The sequence below is a fragment of the Bradyrhizobium sp. AS23.2 genome, assembly GCF_001908185.1.
GTDB lineage: Bacteria > Pseudomonadota > Alphaproteobacteria > Rhizobiales > Xanthobacteraceae > Bradyrhizobium.
In genome coordinates, this window is the sequence record NZ_LGHM01000177.1 from 1 (window position 1) to 20,418 (window position 20,418).

The 20,418-nt window shown below is 62.6% G+C and carries 19 protein-coding genes and 3 pseudogenes; 15 read left to right on the plus strand and 7 right to left on the minus strand.

Going from position 1 to position 20,418, the window contains the following annotated elements; genetic code table 11:
* Window positions 1-113: 113 nt before the first annotated feature.
* Both AC630_RS33640 and AC630_RS48490 read right to left on the minus strand, forming a co-directional pair.
* Window positions 114-464 (minus strand): annotated as a pseudogene (locus tag AC630_RS33640) (autotransporter outer membrane beta-barrel domain-containing protein); the annotation flags it as partial.
* The gene (locus AC630_RS48490) at window positions 448-639 is read right to left on the minus strand and encodes an autotransporter domain-containing protein (RefSeq protein WP_083636483.1); all 192 of its coding nucleotides are present in this window, start codon (window positions 637-639) and stop codon (window positions 448-450) included. The gene AC630_RS48490 and the pseudogene AC630_RS33640, both read right to left, overlap by 17 nt.
* 419 nt (window positions 640-1,058) lie before the next feature.
* Here AC630_RS48490 and AC630_RS33650 point away from each other — a divergent pair, with 419 nt between their 5' ends.
* From AC630_RS33650 to AC630_RS33670, 5 genes and pseudogenes are all read left to right on the plus strand, one after another.
* Window positions 1,059-2,531 carry an outer membrane protein gene (locus AC630_RS33650; RefSeq protein ID WP_074122732.1) on the plus strand — a complete coding sequence of 491 codons (1,473 nt, stop codon included), beginning with the start codon at window positions 1,059-1,061 and terminating at the stop codon, window positions 2,529-2,531.
* 67 nt (window positions 2,532-2,598) lie between these two features.
* The gene (locus tag AC630_RS33655) at window positions 2,599-2,943 is read left to right on the plus strand and encodes a hypothetical protein (RefSeq protein ID WP_074122733.1); all 345 of its coding nucleotides are present in this window, start codon (window positions 2,599-2,601) and stop codon (window positions 2,941-2,943) included.
* A 121-nt stretch (window positions 2,944-3,064) separates the two neighbouring features.
* A pseudogene (locus AC630_RS33660) lies at window positions 3,065-7,889 on the plus strand (NAD-glutamate dehydrogenase).
* 32 nt (window positions 7,890-7,921) lie between these two features.
* A complete protein-coding gene (locus AC630_RS33665) occupies window positions 7,922-8,245 on the plus strand; it encodes a hypothetical protein (RefSeq protein WP_074122734.1) in 324 nt (107 codons plus the stop codon).
* Between the two features lie 207 nt (window positions 8,246-8,452).
* Window positions 8,453-9,439: an alpha/beta hydrolase gene (locus AC630_RS33670; RefSeq protein WP_208867077.1), complete on the plus strand. Its 987-nt coding sequence runs from the start codon at window positions 8,453-8,455 to the stop codon at window positions 9,437-9,439.
* 265 nt (window positions 9,440-9,704) lie between these two features.
* Here the strand turns inward: AC630_RS33670 and AC630_RS33675 are convergent, their stop codons facing one another.
* Window positions 9,705-10,604 carry a LysR family transcriptional regulator gene (locus AC630_RS33675; protein ID WP_074122735.1) on the minus strand — a complete coding sequence of 300 codons (900 nt, stop codon included), beginning with the start codon at window positions 10,602-10,604 and terminating at the stop codon, window positions 9,705-9,707.
* Between the two features lie 204 nt (window positions 10,605-10,808).
* Here AC630_RS33675 and AC630_RS33680 point away from each other — a divergent pair, with 204 nt between their 5' ends.
* The 5 genes from AC630_RS33680 to mctP all read left to right on the plus strand — a co-directional run bounded on the left by AC630_RS33680 (window position 10,809) and on the right by mctP (window position 15,001).
* Window positions 10,809-11,450, plus strand: a complete 642-nt coding sequence (locus AC630_RS33680; protein WP_245330600.1) for an SDR family oxidoreductase — start codon at window positions 10,809-10,811, stop codon at window positions 11,448-11,450.
* A 330-nt stretch (window positions 11,451-11,780) separates the two neighbouring features.
* Complete coding sequence (locus AC630_RS33685; RefSeq protein WP_074122745.1) at window positions 11,781-12,263, plus strand: aminoacyl-tRNA deacylase; 483 nt, start codon at window positions 11,781-11,783, stop codon at window positions 12,261-12,263.
* A gap of 104 nt (window positions 12,264-12,367) precedes the next feature.
* Entirely contained in the window at window positions 12,368-12,790 is a 423-nt protein-coding gene (locus tag AC630_RS33690) for a CBS domain-containing protein (RefSeq protein ID WP_074122736.1), read from the plus strand.
* A 352-nt stretch (window positions 12,791-13,142) separates the two neighbouring features.
* Window positions 13,143-13,379 (plus strand): DUF3311 domain-containing protein, encoded by a 237-nt coding sequence (locus AC630_RS33695; RefSeq protein ID WP_074122746.1) that lies wholly within the window; start codon window positions 13,143-13,145, stop codon window positions 13,377-13,379.
* Between the two features lie 68 nt (window positions 13,380-13,447).
* Window positions 13,448-15,001, plus strand: coding sequence for a monocarboxylate uptake permease MctP (gene mctP / locus AC630_RS33700; protein ID WP_074122737.1), 1,554 nt, complete (start codon window positions 13,448-13,450; stop codon window positions 14,999-15,001).
* Between the two features lie 83 nt (window positions 15,002-15,084).
* Here mctP and AC630_RS33705 read toward each other — a convergent pair whose 3' ends face one another.
* Together AC630_RS33705 and AC630_RS33710 are read right to left on the minus strand one after the other, a co-directional pair.
* A complete protein-coding gene (locus AC630_RS33705; protein WP_074122738.1) occupies window positions 15,085-15,387 on the minus strand; it encodes a Dabb family protein in 303 nt (100 codons plus the stop codon).
* A gap of 28 nt (window positions 15,388-15,415) precedes the next feature.
* Complete coding sequence (locus AC630_RS33710) at window positions 15,416-16,141, minus strand: SDR family NAD(P)-dependent oxidoreductase (RefSeq protein ID WP_074122739.1); 726 nt, start codon at window positions 16,139-16,141, stop codon at window positions 15,416-15,418.
* 227 nt (window positions 16,142-16,368) lie between these two features.
* On the opposite strand from AC630_RS33710, the gene AC630_RS33715 reads away from it, so the two are divergent.
* The 5 genes from AC630_RS33715 to AC630_RS33730 are packed head-to-tail and all read left to right on the plus strand — an operon-like array spanning window position 16,369 to window position 19,674.
* Window positions 16,369-16,767 (plus strand): cupin domain-containing protein, encoded by a 399-nt coding sequence (locus AC630_RS33715; RefSeq protein WP_074122740.1) that lies wholly within the window; start codon window positions 16,369-16,371, stop codon window positions 16,765-16,767.
* A 57-nt stretch (window positions 16,768-16,824) separates the two neighbouring features.
* The gene (locus tag AC630_RS33720; RefSeq protein WP_502691567.1) at window positions 16,825-18,042 is read left to right on the plus strand and encodes an ABC transporter substrate-binding protein; all 1,218 of its coding nucleotides are present in this window, start codon (window positions 16,825-16,827) and stop codon (window positions 18,040-18,042) included.
* Window positions 18,043-18,059: 17 nt separating this feature from the next.
* Window positions 18,060-18,626 (plus strand): SDR family NAD(P)-dependent oxidoreductase, encoded by a 567-nt coding sequence (locus tag AC630_RS33725; RefSeq protein ID WP_283808474.1) that lies wholly within the window; start codon window positions 18,060-18,062, stop codon window positions 18,624-18,626.
* Entirely contained in the window at window positions 18,571-18,804 is a 234-nt protein-coding gene (locus AC630_RS47930; protein WP_283808475.1) for an SDR family oxidoreductase, read from the plus strand. Before AC630_RS33725 ends, AC630_RS47930 begins: the two co-directional genes overlap by 56 nt.
* Window positions 18,805-18,837: 33 nt before the next feature.
* Window positions 18,838-19,674: an IclR family transcriptional regulator gene (locus AC630_RS33730; RefSeq protein ID WP_208867079.1), complete on the plus strand. Its 837-nt coding sequence runs from the start codon at window positions 18,838-18,840 to the stop codon at window positions 19,672-19,674.
* A gap of 220 nt (window positions 19,675-19,894) precedes the next feature.
* Here AC630_RS33730 and AC630_RS33735 read toward each other — a convergent pair whose 3' ends face one another.
* The gene (locus AC630_RS33735) at window positions 19,895-20,116 is read right to left on the minus strand and encodes a tautomerase family protein (protein ID WP_074122747.1); all 222 of its coding nucleotides are present in this window, start codon (window positions 20,114-20,116) and stop codon (window positions 19,895-19,897) included.
* 59 nt (window positions 20,117-20,175) lie between these two features.
* Window positions 20,176-20,418, minus strand: a pseudogene (locus AC630_RS45850) (hypothetical protein); the annotation flags it as partial.

Sequence of the window (20,418 nt, forward strand, 5' to 3'; positions counted from 1 at the left end):
ATTTCCGTTCCGATGGAATCGGAACGGGGCTCTAGATTCTTGTTTTGACGCGTTTTCTTTACGCGAACCGGCCTCCACTTCGCTCGAAAACGCTCTAAGCGCCCGAACCACGATCACCACGCGTAGCGCAGCCGCGCGGTGCCGGCATAAGTCAGCGACTGCTCGGTAAATTCGCCATCGAACTTCGCCGTCATGGAGATGCCGTTGCCGAACCGCCATTCCACGCCCGCAGTGAGCAGCGCGAGATCGCGGGCCGGCGTCGCGCCGTTGACCGCGAAGTTCGCCACCGGAAGGATGATGAAGCTGACGTTCATCCTGGGATCGCTGACCACATCATGGGCCCACGCCGCCTTGCCGAACCAATTCAGCACGCTGCCGTCAGGCACGCGCCACGACTTGTCGATTCGACTGCCAAGTTCGGTGCGCACGGCAGTCGCGGTCCGGGCGTCATGGTTGAGTGCAAACTGCGCCGAGCCGGAGGTCGGGCGCTTCGCCGTATGACGGCGTGCGGAAACCCTGCACCTGAACCGCCGCGTAAGGCGTCATGTCGAGTGACGCCCACAGCGGAATCCGGTAGCCGCCTTCGATGCGCCCACCGAAGTTCTGGGCGTTGAAGTCCGCGCTCGCGCCATACTCAATGAGATATTCGCACCTGAACGGCTTCTGCGCGGTAACTGACGCACATCAGACAGGCGTCACCTGATCCGTGCAAAAGCGAAATCAACGGCCTCTGTTCAGCGACAATCTTCAAAGGCGGAGCTTTGACAGGTCAAAGCCGGAGCTCGCAGCTCATTCCAAATGGTAGCAAAATGGCGCGCCACGGCCGATGAAGATGAGCACTATTGCTTCGCCGTGGCGCTATGACGCCAAAGTCTGTTTCTCGCGTCAACCGTTAAGGCTACGACGACCTGCGATGTTTCCGTGTTACAACACTTGCCCCCAAAAACGACATCCACTTACTTGCCGCGGAACAAAAGTTCCGCCCGGTCCTAGCTCCAGCAGAGGCGAGCCGATATCCATTAGCGGTAGGTAGACGGTTTTGGGGGAATGGACTCGATATGAGGCAAGGATGGTTTGGCGCCGCAGCCGCGGTCGTACTCGTCAGCGTCCCAGCGGCGGCTGCCGATCTCGCGGTCAAGGCTCCGATCGCAGTCTCCGTTTACGACTGGACCGGTTTCTATGTCGGCGCCAACGTCGGGCATGGTGTCGGCCGAGATCCGAGCACGGTGGGCTTCCCCGGCTTCTTTGGAGCGCCGGTTCCGCCGCCTGAATCTGTGACCCAGGGCCCAGTCGGTTGGCTGGGCGGCCTCCAGGCCGGCTACAACAAGCAGTTTGGCAATCTCGTGCTCGGTATCGAAGGCGACTGGCAGTGGAGCGGGCAACGGGATTCAGCCTGCGTGTTTGTGTGCGACACCGAAACCACCGTCAACATCGAGCAGAAGCTGCGGGACTTCGGCACGGTGCGTGGCCGCGTTGGCTATGCGGCCGGCAGCACGCTGTTCTATCTGACAGGCGGCTTCGCCTTCGGCCGGCTCGATACCAACATTGGGCTGGTGCGCTCGCTAGAGGGCACGGCGAATGCGGCGAGCTTCAGGCACTCGTTGACCGGCGGCGCGGTCGGCGGCGGAATTGAGACGGCGCTGTTCGGGAATTGGACGGCTAAAGTCGAGTATCTATACATGGACCTCGGCAGCATCTCGGATTCGTTCACCACGGCCCTTCCGGGTGGTGGTACGATCACCACACGGGTGACCAGTGACATCCGCGACCACATGGTACGAGCCGGCCTGAACTATCGCTTTGGCGGCGCCGGCCTCGGTACGGTTGATACGATTCCACGCGCAATGGCGGCGCCCCTCTACAACTGGGCGGGCTTCTATGTCGGCGCAAATGTGGGCTATGGCGTCGGCCACGACCCGGCGAGCTTCAGCCGTGCTGCTCCCGTTTTCGGGGCCGGATTTCCGGAGACGTTCACCTTTGCGCCTGGTGGATGGCTCGGCGGCGGCCAGATTGGTTACAATTGGCAATTGACCCACTGGGTGCTTGGCCTTGAGACCGATATCCAGGGCGCCAACCAGGTCGACACCGCGTGCGTTGGGGCCTGCGAACTAACGTACGACACCGGCACGATGCTCGAACGGAAGCTCCGCTGGTTCGGAACGACGCGCGGGCGACTTGGCTACGTAGTTGGTCCCGCCTTAATGTATGTGACCGGCGGTGCAGCGTATGGACAGGTGCGCACCAACATCACCGATCTCGGTGGTCCCGGCATCGTTTCAACGGCGAGCGCAACTCATACCAAAGGCGGCTGGACGCTTGGTGGCGGCATCGAAGGCGCTATTTCGGGACCATGGAGCGCCAAGCTGGAATACCTGTACGTGGACCTCGGGAACGTTTCCGATACCTTTGCGACACCGAACGGCTTTAGTCCGCTTCTGACTACGACTGTCTCCAGCAGCGTGCATGATCACGTGTTCCGCGCCGGCCTGAACTACCGGTTCGGTGCGGAAGCTGTCGTGGCGAAATATTGAAGCGGGCCCTCGTCATTCTCCCCGCTTTTTTCTTCGCGTGTTCGCGTCCCTCTGCTGTCGAAGGCGCATGCGGACCGAATCGGGCGGCTACCGGCGCGATCACCTCCGCGCGCTGGCCCAGCGCATCGAAGTGGACACCAAAGAAGTTCGCATCGTGGGGGCGAAAAGCATGCTCCTGCACACGCTTGTCGCGGCTCGCGGCGCAAAATCGGCAGGTTTTGGCGTGCCCAGTTTTGTATCGAAGTGGCGCGCCGATCAGAACAAAAAGCAAACTCTTATACCATTGAAATTGCTTGTTATTTTTTCTGCGTCAATGGTTCGACGGCCGTCGGCGCCGACTTCGGCTGTCGTAGGGTATTTCAGCACGCCTCTCACGACAGCGTGCGCCTTTCGCTCCGGGATCGTAGTATGATCCTCGGAAGCCGTCGAAGCTTCGAGACCGAGGATTTCGCGTAACAGTCGATCGCGGCGCTCGAAGAGATGAACTCCAGAATCAGGCTGATGATCGCGGCTGCGGTCGGACGGCGCGGCAAATGGAGGACATTATGGCGTGGCGCGACGACAAGGCCCGGGCGACCCTGATCCGCGATGCAGCGGGCAGCGTGCCGGCGGGCAAGAGCCCCCGGGCCTTTGCCGAGCCGTTGTTCGGCTACACAAATATCGAGGATCTCGCCAATTACGACGCCGCCTCGCTTGCCCTTCTGGCGGAGCAAGCCTGGGAGCACGTGCAGCGGCGCACGGCCGGCAGTGCCGATATCCGCGTCCTCAACCCGACGTTGCCGAACGGGCGCGAGATTTCCGTGCTCGAGATTCTGAACGACAACATGCCCTTCCTGTTCGATTCCACCATGGCGGAGCTCGCCGAGCAGGGCATCGAAGTCACCCTTGTCGCTCACCCGATCATCGCCGTGGAGCGCGATAATGAGGGCAAGCTGCTGCGGTTCTACGGCGAAGCGCTGCCGGAGGGAGCAAAGGGCGCGCGCGAAAGCCTGATTCATTTCCACATCACTCGCCTGGACGCCGATGCCGATCGTCAGAAGCTGATCGACGGCCTCACCGGGACGTTGAACGATGTCCGCGCCTGCGTCGCCGACTGGCGCGCCATGCGTGACCGCGTCGAGGAAGCGATCAAGACGTTCTCCTCCAATCCGCCGCCGCTGCCGATCGACGAGGTTGCCGAAGCCAATCAGTTCCTGCAATGGCTCTGCGCGGACAATTTCACCTTCCTCGGAGTGCGCGAATATCGCTTCTCGCCCGACAGCGAGGCGTCGGACGACATTACAACCGGCGAAGGCCTCGGCATCTTGCGCGATCCGAACGTGAAGGTCCTGCGCCGCGGCACCGAAATGGTGGTGATGACGTCGGAAATCCGCGAGTTCATGCACGAGCCGACCCTGCTGATCGTGGTCAAGGCCAATGTCTCCAGCCGCGTCCATCGCCGCATCCGGATGGATTATGTGGGCATCAAGCTGTATTCGCCCGACGGCCGGCTCGAAGGCGAGCTGCGCGTCGTCGGCCTTTTTACCTCGGGCGCCTATACCCGCTCGGTACGGCAGATCCCTTATGTGCGCCACAAGGTTTCGCGGGTGCTGCAGCGCGCAGGCTTCGACCCGAACGGCCATTCCGGCAAGGCGCTGATGCATATTCTCGAAGATTATCCGCGTGACGACCTGTTCCAGATCGACGTCGACACGCTCTACAACTTCGTCATTGAGATCCTGATCCTCTACGAGCGCCCCCGCGTCCGGGCGCTGACGCGGGTCGACAAGTTCGATCGCTTCGTCTCCATCCTTACCTTCATTCCGCGCGACAAATACGACACCAACGTCCGCACGCGCGTCGGAGCCTTCCTAGAGCAGGCCTACAAGGGGACCCTGTCCGCCTCCTATGTAGCATTCCCCGAAGGCGCGCTTGCGCGCGTCCATTTCATCATCGGGCGCTATGAAGGCAAAACTCCTGTCGTCGAGCGCGCCACGCTCGAAGCCGGGATCAGCGCCATTGCCGCGACCTGGGTCGACAAGATGAAGGCCGCGCTCACTGCGTCGACCGATGGCATGCGGGCGCGCATGCTCACCAACCGTTATGCCCGGGCATTTACCGGTGGCTACACCGAAATTTTCAGCGCGGAGCAGGCAATCGCCGATATCGCCACGATCGAAAAGCTGACGCCAGCCCGCCCGATAACGATTTCGGTTCGCCGCTTCGAGGAGGACGACCCCAAGCGCCTCGGCTTGAAGGTCTTTTCCGACGCCGCACCGCTGTCGTTGTCCTACCGAGTGCCGGTGATCGAGAATCACGGCCTGCGCGTGGTCAACGAACGCACCTATCAGATCGTGCCCGGTAACCGGCCGGAGCCAGTCTGGCTGCACGACATGACGATCGAGACCAGTGACGGACAGCCCATCGAGATCAACCCGGAATTCAGCCATCGCCTGGAAGCCTCGATCATGGCGGTGGTCACCGATCGTGCCGAATCCGATGGATATAACGGGCTGATCCTGCGTACCACTCTGAGCTGGCGGGAAGTCTCGACCATCCGGGCGCTGTCGCGCTACCTGCACCAGATCCGCGCTCCGTTCACCCAGGATTACATGTGGGAGACGTTGCGCAAGAACGCCGCGATCACGGCCAACCTGGTCGCGCTGTTCCAGACCCGCCTCGATCCGCGCCTCGCGCTGACGGATCGCGAGCGTTCGGCACGCGAAACGGCCCTCCTTGCCGAAATCGAGGAGCAGCTCAAATCCGTCGCCGCGCTCGATGAAGACCGCATCCTGCGCCGTTTCACCAATCTGGTGCAGGCGGCCATCCGCACCAATTTGTGGCAGGTCGGCCGGGACGGACATCCGCGTCCGGTGATCTCATTCAAGTTCGACGCACGCCGGATCGAGGACCTGCCCCCTCCCCGACCGCTCTACGAGATCTTCGTTTATTCGCCCCGTGTCGAAGGCATTCACCTGCGCTTCGGCAAGGTGGCGCGCGGCGGACTGCGCTGGTCCGACCGGCCGCAGGATTTCCGCACCGAGATCCTCGGCCTGGTCAAAGCCCAGCAGGTCAAGAACGCCGTGATCGTGCCGGTCGGCGCCAAGGGCGGCTTCGTACCGAAGCGCCTGCCGTCGCCTTCCAATCGCGACGCCTGGTTCGCGGAAGGCACCGAAGCCTACCGCATCTTCGTTCGCTCGCTGCTCGAGCTCACCGACAATCTCGATGGCGACGTCGTCGTGCCGCCCGACTCGACCATGCGCCACGACGGCGACGACCCCTACCTCGTCGTCGCCGCCGACAAGGGCACCGCCACCTTCTCCGACATCGCCAACGCGATCTCGGCCGAGAAGAACCATTGGCTCGGCGATGCCTTCGCATCCGGCGGCAGCCAGGGCTACGACCACAAGAAGATGGGGATCACGGCGCGCGGCGCCTGGGAGGCGGTCAAGCGCCACTTCCGCGAGCTCGGCACCGACATTCAGACCATGCCGTTCACTGCGGTCGGCGTGGGCGACATGTCCGGCGACGTTTTCGGCAACGGCATGCTGCTCTCGCCGGCGACAAGGCTTGTGGCGGCTTTTGATCATCGCGACATCTTCATCGATCCCTCGCCCGATCCGGCCATCAGCTTCGCCGAGCGCAAGCGCCTGTTCGACCTGCCGCGATCGAGCTGGGAGGACTACAACAAATCGCTGATCTCGCAGGGGGGGCGGCGTGTTCTCACGCCAGCTCAAGGCGATCCCGCTCGGTCCGGAAGTGCGCACCCTGCTCGATCTCGACAAGCCGCAAGCCACGCCTTTCGAGGTGATGACGGCGATCCTGAAGGCGCGCGCGGACCTCTTGTGGTTTGGCGGCATCGGCACCTATCTCCGCTCCTCCGGGGAAAGCGACGATCAGGTCGGGGACCGCGCCAACGATCCGATCCGGATCACGGGTGGCGACGTGCGCGCCCGGGTGATCGGCGAAGGGGCCAACCTCGGCGTCACCCAGCGCGGCCGCATCGAGGCGGCGCAGAAGGGCGTCAAGCTCAACACCGACGCCATCGACAATTCGGCCGGCGTGAATACGTCGGACGTCGAGGTCAATATCAAGATCGCGCTGGCGCGCCCCGAGCGCGAGGGACGCCTCAGTCCCGCCGACCGCAACAGCCTGCTGGCCGCGATGACCGACGAGGTCGGCGCGCTGGTGCTGCGTAACAACTATCTGCAGACGCTGGCGCTCTCGCTCGCCGAGCGTAAAGGCGTGGCCGAGACCGGCTTCCTCGCCCGCCTGATGCAGTCGCTCGAACATCGCGGCTTGCTCAGCCGCGCGGTGGAGTTCTTGCCCGACGACGCAGCGCTCACCGAGCGCACACGACGCGGCCAGTTCCTGACGCGGCCTGAGCTTGCCGTGCTGCTCGCCTACGCCAAGCTGACACTCTACGATGACCTGCTCGTCACCAGGGTGCCCGATGATCCCTATCTTGCCCGCGAACTATCTCAGTATTTTCCGCGCGAGGTTCAAGACAAGTTCCCGACAGCGGCCGAATTGCATCGCCTGCGGCGGGAGATCATCGCGACCAGTCTTGCCAATGCGGTGATCAACCGCGGCGGTCCGGCCTGTGTCGTGCGCCTGATCGACGAGACCGACGCCGATATCCCGACCATCGTCATGGCCTATGTGGCGGTCGATGAATGCTATGGACTGAAGTTCCTCAATGACGCGATCGATGCACTCGACGCCTGCATCGACGGGCAGGTGCAGCTGTCCCTCTACGCTTCTGTGCAGGACCTCCTGCTCTCCCGCATGGTCTGGTACGTGCGCCATGTCGATTTCAAGGACGGACTGGAGGCCGTCGTCACGCGCTTCGGCCCGGCTATTCGCCAGATCGCCGCCGGGCTCGACACCACCCTGCCGCCGGACCTGCAGACCGCGCGCGGCAAGCGGCGGCAGGAACTCACCGACGCCGGTGTCCCGGCCGGCCTCGCCGGCGAACTCGCTGATCTCGACGCTCTGGTCTCCGCACCCGACATCGTGACGGTTGCCGAGCGCACCACGCGCCCGATCGGCGACGCCGCCGCGACCTTCTTCGACGCCGAGGCAAATTTCCGTCTCGACCGCATCATCGCCGCCGCGCGCAGCGTGCCGGCAAACGATTATTTCGAACGTATGGCCATCGATCGCGCCGTTGAGCAGATCGCTGGCGCCGAAAGAAGGCTGGCCGCGGATATGCTGGCAACCGGCCAGTCCGGCCATCCGGCCGTCGAGACATGGCTCGCGGCGCATCCCGAAGCGACGCGTATCCGACGCTCGGTCGAGGAAATTGCTGCCAGCGGCCTGACCATCGCCAAGCTGACGGTGGCGGCGAACTTGCTGGGGGATCTGGTCAAGGGCTGATTAGGCGTCCGCGCCCGCAAACGGAGGGTCCAATGATCCACGCGACTTGCCACACCGCCGACAACGTCATCTGTCTCGAGTTCGATGCCACACCCTGGTTCAGCGAGGCCGACGCTCCGAGCATCATCGATCTGGCCCGGCGGGAATGGACGAGCGCAGCGATTGCAGAGTCGCTCGAGCGCCGGCGAGGATATGAACGCTTGCATAACCTCATGGAATATGCGGCGAAGCGACTTCAAGAGGAGTCCCTGGAGGACCCGACCTGGGAGACCTACGAGTGTGTCGTCGACGGGCCGGAAGCTCTGGCCTGGCTCGAGAAGAACCGGCCTGAAGTCGTGGCAAGGATGAAGCCTTGATCCGCGTCCTGCAACGCCGTCACGGCAAGATTCCTGAGCCAGAGCCGGCATCAGCGCCAGTACTTATCGGTTCTGATTGAAGCGGAACCGGATCGCCCTTTTCTCGCCGCCATCATCATTCACGCAGCGACCAGGGCAAACGGTGGGCAGTGTTCCCGAAGGTTCCGTGTGATCGTCCGACATCTTCTTCTGCAACATGAGACTCTCGTGTCGCGCCGCGCGCTCCTGGGCGGGCTTGTGTCGGCAGGCAGCGCCCTCGCGCTTGGCGGATGCGCAGGCTTGGGCGCGGCCGGCGCGCGCTTCGACGCGTCGTCCCTCTCGGTTGACCCCACATTGCTCGTCGCCACCACGCGCAAGCCCGTGAACGGCGGTCGCACGAAACCCTGGTTCGGGCCGGAACGTGCGACCACAATGACGGTCGCGCGGGCGAAGCTGGTGGCGCCGGACGAGAGCCGTCTTTCTCTCGCCTCGGTCGGACTTGGCGATTGGCGTCTTGATCGGGTCGAACCGGTGCCGACCGACGTTGGCGATCTCCTTGCGCAGGCCGGCGGGGGAGGAGACGTGTTGATCTATGTGCACGGCTTCAAGCAGACATTCGAGACGGCGGCGCTCGATGCCGCCCATCTCTCCGATGGGATCAAGTTCCACGGCCGGACCATGGTGTTCTCCTGGCCCTCCAGGGCAGGACTGTTCGACTATGCCTATGACCGCGACAGCGCAATGTGGTCCCGCGACGATTTCGAACGCGTGCTCTCTTCCATCGTGTCGGCTTCAGGCGGCGGCCGCGTGCACATCGTTGCGCACAGCATGGGAACCATGCTGACGCTCGAAAGCCTGCGTCAGCTCTATGCGCGATACGGCGACACTGTTGCGAGCAAGATCGGTGCGGTCGTGTTTGCCGCGCCTGATATCGACATGGACGTATTCTCGTCGGCGATCCACCGCATCGGTCCGCTCGCCGGCAAGATCACCGTGATCGCCGCGACGAACGATCGCGCGCTGGCGCTGTCGGGGCAAATCGCAGGTGGAATGACCAGGGTCGGCGCCGCCGAGAAGACCGCCATCCAGCAGCTCGGCGTGCGCGTGGTCGATGCTTCCCAGGAAGGCTGGGGCATCATCAACCACGATCTGTTTCTGTCGAATGCGGAAGTGCAGCGGGTGATCCGCCGCTCGATTGACGGTACGGCCGCGTAAGAGGGCACCTGATCCTCCGCGGGTCCTCGGAGCTATCAGGCCTCCAGCGCGCGGCGGCCCGAGCGAGAACGGAAATGTTCGCGGTTTTGTAAGCAAATGGCGCGCCACGGCCGATGAAGATGGGCACTATTGCTTCGCCGTGGCGCTATGATGTCTTGCGCTGGACTGCGCCGGTACACGCTGCGCCACACCGTTCAAGCCAGAGCCGCTACGCCATCTGACCCATCGTTCAGCTTCTGGCGCAAAGCGCGCACAAAATTGATGGTCAACCGACCTTTGGCCGTTGCAGGAAATCGACGAAGGCTCGCACGGTCGGCGGTACGTGGCGCTGCTTTGGATAATAGACATACCAGCCGGGAAATGATCCGCACCATTCTTCGAGCAACGGCACGAGTCTGCCCGCTTTGATCAACGGACGCAGAAGCTCCTCCGCCCAGAACGCGATTCCAACGCCCTGCACGGCGGCGGCGATCGCCATGTTGCGGTCCGAGACGACAAGCGGGCCGTTGACCGCCACCGCGAACCAGCGGCCATCCTTCACGAATTCCCACCTGTAGACGCCGGTGCTGCCTGGCTGGCGCCAATTGATGCAGCGGTGCGTGAGCAGATCGGCCGGCGTGTTGGGACGCCCGTGACGCTTGATGTAGGCCGGTGAAGCCACAGCGAGCTGGCGCTGCTCGCCACCGAGCTTCACGGCAACCATGTCGGCTTCGAGAAACTCGCCGAGCCGTGCTCCGACGTCATAGCCAGCCTCCACGATGTCAGTAACGGAGCCGCTGATCGTCACGTCGAGGACGATGTCGGGATATGCCGCGTGAAACCGGCCGAGCACCGGCTCGAGATAAGCAGCAGCAGCAACGCTCGGCAGATGCACACGCAGCGTCCCCGCTGGCGTGTCGCGCAACGTGGCGACATCCTGAACCGCCGCTTCCATCTCAAGCATCGCCGGCTTGAAGCGCGCATGAAGGCGCTCACCCGCGTCGGTCAGCGAGAGGCTGCGCGTCGTGCGATTGAGCAAGCGCACGCCGAGCCGCGTTTCCAGTTCGCGAATGGTCTGGCTAAGCGTGGACGCGGAGATTCGCAGTTCCGCGGCGGCCCGCGCGAAATTGCCGCGCGCGACAACCGTCACGAAGGCTCGAAGTTGCGCAAAGTCGCTGCCGCGCATTATGCCTCGGAATCCAAATATTGTCTGCACTTTATATGCCATTTTCCAATGGACGTCTTTGCCCCATTCTGTGTTCGATCGAACGAACACACTGGAGACGAGACATGGCAGACAAGCTGGCCGGAAAAGTCGCCTTGGTGACGGGGGGCCTCGTCAGGCATCGGCGAGGCGACAGCGCTGGCACTCGCGGCGGAAAGCGCGACCGTGGCGCTCGCTGCGCGCCGCGTGGAGCGCCTGACGCACCTCGCGGCGCGCATCGGTCAGGCCGGCGGCGAAGCGCTGCCGATCGAAGCGGACGTGACGGAGGAGGCGCAGGCCGCCGGAATGGTGCAGCGCGTCGTGCGGGAGTCCGGCCGGCTCGACATGCTGCTCTGTGTCGCCGGCGTCGGCGTCGCCGCACCATTCCAGAACACGACCACAGCAGAGTACCGCCAGATGGTCGATGTCAACATTCTCGGCCTGCTCTATCCGATTCATGCCGCGCTGCCGGTCATGAAGCAGCAGGGCGATGGCCACATCGTCATCGTCTCATCCGGCACTGGCCGCTACATCCACCCCTCGACCGTCTACTCCGGCACCAAGCATGCCGCGAGCGCGATCGCAGAGTCGCTGCGGCGCGAGATCGGCAAGGATTTCATCCGCGTGACCAGCATAGAGCCGGGCGCGGTCAAGACCGAATTCACCGCGCACATGCGCGCCGATGTCCGCACAGCGGTCGAACAAAGGCTCGGAGACATGGAGCAATTGACCAGCGGGGACGTCGCCGGCGCGATCCTCTACGCGGTGACGCAGCCGCGTCACGTCAACGTGAACATTCTAACCCTCTATCCAACGCAACAGGCTTGAGAGCTGTCGCTCCGCGACGAGCGCTGCGTGAGGACGTGCGGGGGCAGGCAGGCCGGTCTCGGCGATCCAGGGCTTCATCTCGCGAGACGCGCCCTGTTCCGCACGTTCGCAATGCCGGGGTGATCCGGCGTCGTTCGTGCGGTCGACGGCCAAATCGCACTGCGTCGTGGAAAATCGTTTAGTGGCGCGCCCGGAACGATTCGAACGCCCGAACCAATTGCGGCATTCGAGGGCAAGGCCTATGCTGAAGTCCGGCAATCACGCGGCCGCCCATCGTGCGGCGGGGGCAGCCTCACGGTGGATGGCTCGCATACCCATCCGGAGGACGCCATGTCCATTGCTCCCACGCTGCACCGATATCTGGCTGCAGAGAACATCCAGTATGCCGAGATCCCGCACGATCTCACCATGTCATCCACGCGTACGGCGCAGGCCTGCCACGTCTCGGGCGATCGTCTCGCCAAGGCCGTCGTACTGCGGCATGACGGCGGCTATATGCTCGCGGTCGTACCCGCATCGCACCATCTCAACCTGCCCGACTTGAAAGAAAGGCTTGGCGAGGATCTCGTGATGGCCAACGAAACCGAGATCAACCGGCTGTTCGCGGATTGCGCGCACGGCGCCGTGCCGGCCGTCGGCCGGTGCTACGGGCTCGATCTCATCGTCGATGACAGCATCCGGGCCCAGCCCGAGGTCTATATCGAAGCCGGCGATCACGAGACACTGCTCCAGCTCACGCATGCGCAGTTCGAGCGACTGACGGCCAATGCACCGCATGGACGCTTCAGCATGCACGACGGACGCGGCATGTAGGCGAGATGAACCCAGCTACGCCTTCGTCGCGGCGCGCGTGCGGTCGCGCCCGGTTCGTTGTATCGTCACATCGCGGGGGGCTGCGTTCACAACGGAGGTCCTCCATGAAGGTCAAAGAAGTAATGCACAAGGGCGTCGATTGGGTCAGCCCCGACACCCCGATCACCGAGATTGCGAAGTTGATGAATGGGCACGACGTCGGCTGCATTCCGATCGGCGAAAACGACCATCTGATCGGGATGGTGACCGATCGCGACATCGTCTGCAAAGGCCTTGCGAGCAAGGACTTCAACGCCGCGCGCATGACGGCGCGGGACGTGATGACCGAAGGCATCCATTGCTGCCGGGAAGACGACGATCTGGCGAAAGCCGTGCATCACATGGAGACGCTGAAAGTCCGCAGGCTGCCCGTGATCAACAAGAGCAAGCGGATGGTCGGCATGATCAGCCTGGGTGATGTCGGCCAATCCGCCGCCGCGGATCTGTTGACCCAATGGGTCAAGAGCGTGTCGGCCCATCATCATTGATGGCAACGCCGCCTCATGCGGAACTTCGTCGGATCGCTCACCGAACCCGCCGCCGGCGAACGGGCGGCGGGTAATCCGCCGCTCGATTGATGAATGTCAGAAGCCGATTGGCGTCCAGCCATTGTGGCGGGTCAACGCGCATGCCGTTGTGCTGCAATGCGGCTGAAGGCTCGTCATAACCGAAAGGGGGATGGAACTCGGGAACAGGTGATGCGTTACGACGACGGCGCGGATGAGAAGGCTGCGTGGGAAGGTGACGAGCCCCAGCTTTCGCTGCCGGGATCATCAAGATAGCTCCGCTACCGTCCGCTTCATTGACCGGCATCGGCGCACCTCGGTGAAGGAGGTCTGCATGTCAAATGGCGTCGGTTCAAAATACAGCATCCAGGAAGCAGCCACCGGCCGCACCGCATGGAGTTGGTGGTATCTGCTCTTCCTCATTCAATTCGTCGCCGTTCTCTGGCCACCGTTCTACAACGTGGACGAACCTGACTTCATCGGCATTCCATTCTTCTACTGGTACCAGCTTCTCTGGATCATCCTTGGAGCAATCCTGACCGCAATCGTCTATTTCGCAACTGAGGACTAGCCCGCCCGCGGGCGCCATCACACAAGAGGGGACACGACAACGAAGGAGCGCCAATCGGGAGGAATGCCGTGCAGGACGTAAACTGGACTGCCTTGATCATCTTCCTGGTGCTATTTGCCCTGATCACGTGGCTCGGCTTCGCTGCGGCGCGGTGGCGCAAGGGCGACCTCGACCAGTTGCACGAATGGGGACTTGGCGGACGTCGCTTCGGCACAATCGTCACCTGGTTCTTGATCGGCGGCGACCTCTACACGGCCTACACCTTCATTGCCGTTCCGGCGCTGGCTTTCGGGGCCGGCGCGGTCGCCTTCTTCGCTGTCCCGTATACGATCGTCGCTTATCCCATTCTCTTCCTGTTTTTTCCGCGGCTTTGGTATGTCTGCCACCGGCACAACTACATCACGGCCGCCGACTTCGTCCGCGGGCGCTTCGGCAATCGCTGGCTCGCGCTGGCGATCGCGGTCACCGGCATCGTCGCGACGTTGCCCTATATTGCGCTCCAGCTTGTCGGGCTTCAGGTCGTGATCGGAGGGATGGGCGTTTCCGGCGAGGGTTACTCTGGCGACCTGCCGTTGCTGTTCGCTTTCATCATCCTCGCCGCCTTCACCTATTCGAGCGGACTGCGGGCCCCCGCGTCAATTGCCATCGTCAAGGACATCCTGATTTACGTCACGGCGTTCGCCGCTATCGTTGCCGTTCCCATACAGCTTGGCGGCTTTGAAAAGATCTTCGCAGCCGTACCGGCCTCGAAACTCCTGCTGGCTACGCCCGGCGCCAATACGACCGGCGCGTACGGCGCCTACGCGACGCTGGCGCTCGGATCGGCATTTGCGCTCTTCCTTTACCCCCATTCGATCACGGGTATCCTGAGTGCCAGCAGCGGACGCGCCGTTCGACGCAACGCGGCACTTCTGCCGGCCTATTCATTCATGCTTGGCCTGCTTGCACTCGTCGGCTTCTTCGCGATTGCCGCAGGCGTCGGCAATCTTCCCGAATACGCAACCGGCTTCAAACAGTTCGGCAACAACTTTGCGGTGCCGGCCCTGTTCCTCCATACCTTTCCGTCATGGTTTGTCGGCATCGCCTTTGCCGCCATCGGCATCGGAGCGCTCGTGCCCGCTGCGATCATGTCGATCGCCGCCGCCAGTCTCTACACGCGCAACATTCACCGCGAATTCATCAACGGCGCGCCCACCGACAAGCAGGAAGCGCAGATGGCAAAGTGGGTGTCGCTCATCGTCAAGTTCGGCGCGCTGGCCTTCATCGTGTTCGTGCCATCGAAATTTGCGATCTACCTGCAGCTGCTCGGCGGAATCTGGATCATCCAGACGCTGCCTGCCGTGATGCTCGGCGTCTACACGCGTTGGTTCAACGATTGGGCGCTGGTCATCGGATGGGCCGCGGGAATTGTCGCAGGCAGCGCAATGTTCGTCGCCGCGAACCTCACTCCGACCTATGCTCTTGCGGTAGGCGACTTCACATTTCCCGGCTATTCGGCGCTGTATGCCGTGATCCTCAACCTCATTCTGACAGTCGTCCTCACGCCGCTGTTCAATCTCGTCCGCCACACGTCGGCCGACGAGACTCTCGCGGCCGAATATCGGGCGCCATTGCGAACCTGAGGAAGCATCGCCCGGCTCGACGAGCCGCGACGGTGGCCATGGCGGTGCCTTGCAGTCTCAATCCCGATCGTCTCGGCGAGCACTCACGGGAAAGTTTGGATTTCGCTATCGCAAACCACCAGACGCTCGATGAAACCTGCCATATAGGCCTTCATTTCCTGGTGAGCGGAGCTGACCTGATAGCGATCGTGAGTGGCTGAATCGGCAAATGCGCCTATGACAGCATACTCCAGCCCGTCGGAGCGGCTTGCCAGGTTACGCTGAAAATCATAGTCGGCGACGCCGTCGCATTCCGCCCTGATGCGCGCGCAATAGTGCCGGACGCGATCATGGAATTGCGCATCGGCATCACGACCGAGCTGCATCATCACCACGTGCAGGAACATCAATTTGCAGGCGCGCTGGGCGCCCCCCTTACATGCGCGCCAGGAGACCGCCGTCGATCGCGAGCACATGCCCATTGACGAACGAGGCGGCCGCCGAAGCCAGGAACACCACGGCCGGAGCGACATCCTGCGGGGTCGCCCAGCGTCCCGCCGGCACAGCCGAGGACAGGAAAGCCTGGAACTGCGGATTGTCCTGCAAGCCTTGCGTGAAGTCGGTGCGCACAAAGCCCGGTGCCAACGCATTGCACGTGACTCCGCGTGCGCCATATTCAACCGCCAGCGCCCGCGTGAAAGCGGCGATAGCTCCTTTGACGGTGGCGTAGGCGGCGATGTTGGGCATGGCGGCCTGTCCTGCCACCGAAGACATCAGCACGATGCGCCCGAAGCCGCGTTGCGTCATGCCGGGCAGCACGGCGCGAGCGCAATTGAACGCGCCATTGACATGGACATTGTGTAGGGCCTGCCACTCGTCCAACGACATCTCCACCACGGGCTTGCGGTTCTGGTTGCCGGCATTGCTGACCAGCACATCGATGGGCAGGCCCTCGGCCTCAAGTTGCGCCAGCGCCTCGGCGGCGCCTGAACCGTCGGCTACGTCGAAGGCCAAGCCGCGGGCCGCGATGCCCTCTTGAGCCAACTGCGCCGCCGCCTCCTCGCAGGCCTGCGCGCTCAGGTCGTTGATGACGACGCGCGCACCAGCCAGGCCCAGACCGCGCGCAATGGCGAACCCCAACCCGCGTGCTGCGCCCGTCACGAGCGCTGCTCTCCCCCCCGAGACCAAAGGTCTCGCTCAGGTAGTCATGCTTCAAATTTTGTCCCCTCGGTCATCGATGCCGACCTCTTGCCGCCTGACTCCCCCTTCGGAGCGAGCCTGCGTTGCAGCGATCCGCTTTAAAGAAAGTCGCAAGATATAAGACTATTTACAAATACTCAATGGAGAGAATATCATTAAATCTCCAGTAGGAATTTGGAGGAGACACCATGGCTTTGGAAACACCCGGCTGCCCCGCCCTCGACGCGCTGCCTCCGCTGGCGTCGCGCTTTCTGAAAGTGGGCGAATTACCCTGGAAACCCACGCAAGTGCCCGGCATCGACATGAAGGTGCTGATGCAGGACAAGGAGACCGGCCTGCTGACCGCATTGTTCCGCTGGCAGCCGGGCACCGAATTGCCGCTGCACGAACACGTGGAAGTGGAGCAAACCTTCGTACTTGAAGGCTCGATCGTTGATGAAGAGGGCGAGGTTTGTGCCGGCGACTATGTCTGGCGCCCCCGCGGCAACCGCCACATCGCGCGTTCGCCGAATGGCGCCCTGGTGCTGAGCTTCTTCCTGAAGCCAAACCTGTTCATCGACGCATTCGCCGGCCAGACGCTGGAATAAGCGCACCCACGCGCCCGGTCAGCATAGGCCGGCGCTCAAGCCAATCCCCGAGGAAACATGCCCATGCAATTCAAATACAAGAACGTCGTTGCCGCCTGCCTGCTCAGCACCCTGCCAATGGCGGCACACGCGCAAGTGTCCGACAATGTCGTCAAGATCGGCGTGCTGGGCGACCAGTCCGGCATGATGGCCGATCTATCCGGTCAGTTTGGCGTCGAGGCGGTCAAGATGGCGGTGGAAGACTTCGGCGGCACCGTGCTCGGCAAGCCGATCGAAGTCGTCTCGGCCGATCACCAGAACAAGGTGGACACCGGCTTGTCCATCGCGCGTCGCTGGTACGAGAACGAAAACGTCGACATGATCCTGGACGTGCCGAACTCGGCCATCGCACTGGCTGTGCAGGATCTGACCCGGCAGAAGAAGCGCGTGGTGATATACACCAGCGCCGGCTCGGGTGAGTTGACGGGAAAAGCCTGTTCGCCAAACGGCATCCACTGGACCTACGACACCTATGCCTATGCGACCGGTGTGGCCAGCGGCGTCACGGAGGACGGCGGCAAGAGCTGGTTCTTCGTCACCTCGGACTACGCATTCGGCCATTCGCTCGAACGCGACGCCTCAGCGGTGGTGAAGGCCAGGGGCGGCGAAGTGCTGGGCAGCGTCCGGCACCCGATCTCGACCTCCGACTTTTCGTCCTTCCTGCTTCAGGCTCAAGCCTCGAAAGCGCAGGTCATTGGTCTCGCCAATGGCAGCGGCGACACCATCAACAGCATCAAGCAAGCGTTTGAGTTCGGTATTATGGGCAGCAAGCAGCGGGTGGCCGCGCTCTACATGAGCATCGTCGACGTGCGCAGCCTGGGCCTGGAGCATGCACAGGGGCTGAACCTGGTGGAGCCGTTCTACTGGGACCAGGACGACAAGGCGCGCCAATGGTCCGAACGTTTCTTCAAGCGCACCGGCCGCATGCCCTCGATGGTACAGGCAAGCAATTACGGCGCGACCATGCACTACCTGAACGCCATCAAAGCGGCCGGCACCGATGCATCCGAACCCGTATTGAAGAGAATGCATGAAACTCCTATCAATGATTTCATGACTGACAACGGCAGCATCCGCGCAGACGGCCGCGTCGTGCGCGATCTTTATCTGTTCCAGGTCAAAAAGCCGGCCGAATCGAAACGCGACTGGGACTACTACAAGCTGGTGCGCAAGATCCCTGCTGATCAGGCATTTCGACCGCTCAACCAGGGCGGATGCCCATTGGTGCAGCAATGAGCGCGGGTGCTACCGGCTTGCTCGCCGGGAAGCGCGCGGTGGTGACGGGCGGGGCCAACCCGCGCGGCATCGGCGCGGCGATCGTGGAGTTGTTCCTGGCGCAGGGCGCCAGCGTCGCCGTGTTGGACAGCGCCTACCCGGCCGCCACGCAACCGGTTCTCCTGGATGGACGCGTCAAGCTGCATTGCGATGTCGCTGATATCGCGTCCTGCGATCAAGCCATAGAGGCGGCCGTCTCCGCGCTTGGCGGCATCGACGTACTCGTGAACAATGCCGGCATCGTGGCCGCCACGCGCATCTGGGACATGCGCGACGATGAGTTCCGCCGCATGATCGAGGTCAACCTCACCGGGACCTACAACATCACGCAGGCGGCGTTGCCGGCATTGATGCAAAGCGAGCGCAGGCCCGCTATCGTCAACTTGGGATCGACTGCAGCTCTGCGGGGCGGCGGCCTGCTGGGCGGCTCGCACTACGCGGCTTCCAAGGGGGGGCGTCATCAGCTTCACCAAAGCCCTGGCGCGCGAATTGGGACCACGCGGCATTCGTGCAAATTGTGTGGCGCCCGGCATCATCGAAACTGACATGACCCTCGGAAAATTCGGCGATGATTGGGAGCGGGATCTGAAACAAGGCATTCCGCTGCAACGCTTCGGCTCGCCAACCGAAGTGGCGCAGGCCATCCTGTTCCTCGCATCCGATCTCTCTTCCTATTCAACCGGCATTGTGGTCGACGTCAACGGCGGCTTCCACATTCACTAGGTACGCCAACACGCAATGAGCTCTCCAGATCGCATGCTGTCCATTCTGGACCTCTTCCGCGACGACACGACCGCCGTGTTCCAGGAAGATGTCATGGCGCATCTGGAGTGCTCCCGCGCTACCGCATATCGTTACCTGAAATCGCTGACCGAAAGCGGGCTGCTGACCCCGACTGCGGGCGGCGCCTACGTGCTGGGCTCCCGCATCATCGAACTTGACCGCCATCTTCGTCAGCACGATCCCTTGATGCGCGCGGCGCGCGATGTCATGCGCGCCGTCGGCGACGAGCTGCATGCCAACCTGATGCTTTGCAGTTACTACGGCGACAAGGTCATGTGCGTGGACCGCTACTGGCCCGACACGTCCATCGAGTCGAGTTACGCGCGCGGACGGCCTTTTCCGATGTTTCGCGGAGCAACGGCCAAGCCCATCCTGGCAAATCTACCGCCCTATCAGTTGCGCAACCTGATGCTGTGGCATGCGGATGAAATCCGCAGCGCGGGGCTGGGCGAAAACTGGGATCAGTTCCGCTCCAACCTCAAGCGCCTGCGTACCGCCGGCGCGTACGTCTCGCACGGCGAGGTTGATCGTGGGCTTCTGGGAATCGGAACGGCTATCTTTAGCCCCGAGCAGAAGGTTGTCGGCAGCCTGGTCTTCATCACGTCGGAGGCGCGTACGCCGCCCGAGCGTCTGGCACTGCTGCAGGCGCGCATCCAGAGCGCCGCCAAGCAAGTCTCTCAGAACCTGCATGCCCCACGCGCGAATACGTCTGCAATCGGCATTTTGCCGTCGCGACCGCGCCGCCTGAAATCACCCGCCGGCACAGATGCTGCCAACGCAGCAATTGCAAGGCTCTCGAAACGGCCATGAAGTCGGCGACGTTAAAGCACTCCGCAAGCCCGGCCCCGGTCCCGCCCCCGAAACACTGATGCAGGTCCCCGATAAAACGGGGAGTGCAATCAACCTCAGCGCGTCCATCAATTGCGGCGGCGCAATCGCGATCAGCGGCGCCGCAGCGTTAACATTGATGAACCGACGATTCGGGTTGCGATCGCCCCACGGAAGGCATCGCGCCCATCGCTCTGGCGGATCAGCCGCCTGGGCGCTTATAGATCGTCTCGGGCTTGCCGAGCACGTCGGGCTTGTGCACGCGCTCCGACCATTCCGTTGGCTCGACATCCTCTATTCCGACGGAGATCGCGTCTTCCTTGGATCCCAGGGTCGCCATGATCGTCTTGGTGATCTCATTGGCGAGTAATTTCTTCTGTTCATCAGATCTCCCCGAATAGAGCTTCACGATCACGTGGGGCATTCGTCTCTTCCTCTGCTTCACATGGATTGGCTGGTCGCGTTCCGACGTATGGAGCAACTTCACCCTTGTATCATCTCATAGTCCGACAGATCGGCGCGCTCAGTGAGCCGCCAATACTCCAGCAGCGAGAAAGGCCAGGTTTGGGATGCTCTTCCGTAGCGGTTCTTGTACCAATTCGTTGTCTTCGCGGTCCCCCATGCTTTCGTCAGGTTCCCTGCATCGACCCGTGTGTTGTACGCATCAAATGGCCCCTGCCGAATATCCATTGCAGCGTAGCCGCCGGACAGCAGGCCGTGGATTGC